The 2666-nt window shown below is 66.9% G+C and carries 3 protein-coding genes and 1 pseudogene; 3 read left to right on the top strand and 1 reads right to left on the bottom strand.

Annotated features, from left to right (window positions below):
- Positions 1–634 (bottom strand): aminotransferase class IV (locus HC022_RS23595; RefSeq protein WP_167454028.1); only part of this gene is annotated, 634 nt, incomplete at its 3' end.
- 184 nt (positions 635–818) lie between these two features.
- Between HC022_RS23595 and HC022_RS23590 the strand changes: the two genes are divergently transcribed.
- From HC022_RS23590 to HC022_RS23580, 3 genes and pseudogenes are all read left to right on the top strand, one after another.
- A complete protein-coding gene (locus HC022_RS23590; RefSeq protein ID WP_089959109.1) occupies positions 819–1331 on the top strand; it encodes a MarR family winged helix-turn-helix transcriptional regulator in 513 nt (170 codons plus the stop codon).
- Positions 1328–2032, top strand: coding sequence for a response regulator (locus HC022_RS23585; protein ID WP_008883333.1), 705 nt, complete (start codon positions 1328–1330; stop codon positions 2030–2032). Before HC022_RS23590 ends, HC022_RS23585 begins: the two co-directional genes overlap by 4 nt.
- 110 nt (positions 2033–2142) lie before the next feature.
- A pseudogene (locus tag HC022_RS23580) lies at positions 2143–2666 on the top strand (histone deacetylase family protein); the annotation flags it as partial.

The raw sequence follows: 2666 nt of genomic DNA, 5'->3' as shown, positions 1-2666 counted from the left end.
CCGCCAGCGGGGTGTGAACCTCACCATCCTTCACGAAGAAGATGTTGGCGCCGGTCGCCTCGGCCACGTAGCCGCGGTAATCCATGAACAGCGCATCCGAGCAGCCCTTGGCCTCGGCCTCGTGCTTGGAGATGGTGCAGATCATGTAGAGACCCGCGGCCTTTGCGTTCACCGGGATGGTCTCGGGGCTCGGGCGCTTCCAGCGCGCGATGTCGAGCTTGGCGCCCTTGGTCTTGGCGTCGCCGTAGTAGTTGCCCCACTCCCATGTCGCGATGCCCAGGTGGACCGGGTTGCGCGACGAGGCGACGCCCATGTCCATGCCCGCACCACGCCACGCGATCGCGCGGACATAGGCGTTGGTGAAACCGTTGGCCTTGAGGACCTCGTCCTTGGCCGCGTCGATCTCTTCGGCGGTGTAGGGGATCTCGAAGCCGAGCTCGCCGGCCGAGAAGATCAGCCGCTTCGAGTGCTCGTGGCCCAGGAAGATCTTGCCGTTGTAGGCCCGCTCGCCTTCGAAGACCGAGCTGGCGTAGTGCAGCGCGTGGGTCAGTACGTGCACCTGCGCGTCCCGCCACTCCACCAGCTTGCCGTCCAGCCAGATCTTACCGTCGCGGTCGTCATATGCACCTTCCATAACCATTCTCCTTCTGGCGCGCATGCAGTTCAGTTTGACTTAGCTTTTCATTTGTTGCGCTATTTACGTCCGACGCGGACATAATATTGCGGAAAAACTGCGACTCGCTAACAGTTCAGTATTGGAATGTCAACAACGCTGACTTAAAGTGCCCAAAACTTGGGAGACAGAGGGGGACATGAGCATGGCGGACGGTCCTGGCACGCAGGCACATGTTGGGGAGGCACTCCTCTACCTTACGGACGAACAGCTCCGGCAGGGTATCGAGGCAATGTACTTTGCTTATCGGGCGTTTACCGCCGATCCCGACCGCATCCTGCAGGGGCTCGACTACGGGCGCGCCCATCACCGCGCGGTGCACTTCATCAACATCGTGCCCGGCACCACGGTGAACAACCTGCTGTCGATCCTCGGCGTCACCAAACAGTCGCTCAATCGTGTCCTGCGCACCCTGATCGAGGACGGTCTGGTCGAAAGCCGAGTCGGCCGCGCCGACAAGCGCGAGCGGCACCTGTTCCTGACCGAAGCGGGCAAGGAGCTCGAACACCGGCTCTCGGACGCGCAGCGCGCCCGCATGCGCGCCGCCTACCGGCAGGTCGGACCCGAAGCCGTGGCCGGGTTCCGCAAGGTGCTCGAGGCGATGATGGATCCCGAAATGCGCCGCCACTACTCCGGCCTGCGCGAGGTGCGCGGATGACCGACCCGGACGCGCATATCCTGATCGTCGACGACGACGAGCGGATCCGGGGACTGCTGCAGAAGTTCCTCATACGGCATGGTTTTCTGGTCAGCGCCGCACGCGACGCGGCGCACGCCCGCCGTCTGCTCGAAGGGCTCGAGTTCGACATGATCGTGCTCGACGTGATGATGCCCGGCGAGGACGGCGTCAGCCTCACCCGCGCCATCCGCGAGCGCGGCTCCCGGACGCCGATCATGCTGCTGACCGCGCGGGGCGAGACCGAGGACCGGATCAAGGGGCTCGAGGCGGGGGCCGACGACTATCTCGCCAAGCCCTTCGAGCCCAAGGAGCTGCTGCTGCGCATCAACGCGATCCTGCGCCGGGTGCCCGACACCCGCGCCGAGGAGGCCGCGCCGAAGTTGCTGACCCTCGGCCCGATCCGCTACGACATCGAGCGCGGCGAGATGTGGCGGGGCGAAGAGCTTGTCCGGCTCACCGCCACCGAGAGCCAGCTCATGCGGATCTTCTCGGCCAAGCCCGGCGAGGCGCTGAGCCGCACCAAGCTGGTCGAGGAGCTCGGCCGCGACAAGGGGCAGGCGCAGGAACGCGCGGTCGACGTGCAGATCACCCGGCTGCGGCGCAAGATCGAGAGCGACCCGAAGCAGCCGCGTTACCTGCAGACGGTGCGCGGCGCGGGCTACATGCTGGCGCCCGACTGATCCCTCCCGCCGGTTTCTGCCGGCTCGGAACAATTGCAGGAAATCGCGGGTTGCCCACTGGCGGCAGGTACGGAATCCTGTCGCGCATTGACGTCAGGGGGAGGACCGTCATGACGACCGCACTCATCACGCACGCCGACTGCCACGACCACATCACCCCGGACGGCCACCCCGAGCGGGTGGCCCGGCTCGACCACCTGCTGCACGCGCTGGCACCGCTCGACCTGCTGCGCCTCGCCGCCCCCGCCGCGAGCGACGCCGATATCGCGAGGGTCCACCCGCAGCGCTACATCGACCGCATCAAGCGCGCCGCGCCCGAGCAGGGACAGGTGGCGCTCGATTCCGACACATGGGTGTCGCCGGGTTCCATGCAGGCCGCGCGCCGCGCCGCGGGCGCCGCCATTCGCGCCGTCGACGCGGTGATGTCGCGCGAGGCGACGAACGCCTTCTGCGCCCCCCGTCCGCCCGGCCACCACGCCGAACGCGAGACGCCCATGGGCTTCTGCCTCTTCGGCAACGCCGCGCTCGCGGCCAAGTACGCGCTCGACCACCACGGGCTGGATCGCGTCGCGGTGGTGGATTTCGACGTGCACCACGGCAACGGCACGCAGGACCTGCTCTGGGACGAGGAGCG

It is taken from the genome of Salipiger sp. HF18, from assembly GCF_011806505.1.
Classification (GTDB): domain Bacteria; phylum Pseudomonadota; class Alphaproteobacteria; order Rhodobacterales; family Rhodobacteraceae; genus Salipiger; species Salipiger thiooxidans.
This window is presented reverse-complemented; position numbering and strand designations above follow the sequence as displayed.

What these genes read in the sequence shown, in the direction of transcription:
- HC022_RS23590 (WP_089959109.1), top strand. Translation starts at nt 819, where the DNA reads ATGGCGGACGGTCCTGGCACGCAGGCACATGTTGGGGAGGCACTCCTC.
- HC022_RS23585 (WP_008883333.1), top strand. Translation starts at nt 1,328, where the DNA reads ATGACCGACCCGGACGCGCATATCCTGATCGTCGACGACGACGAGCGG.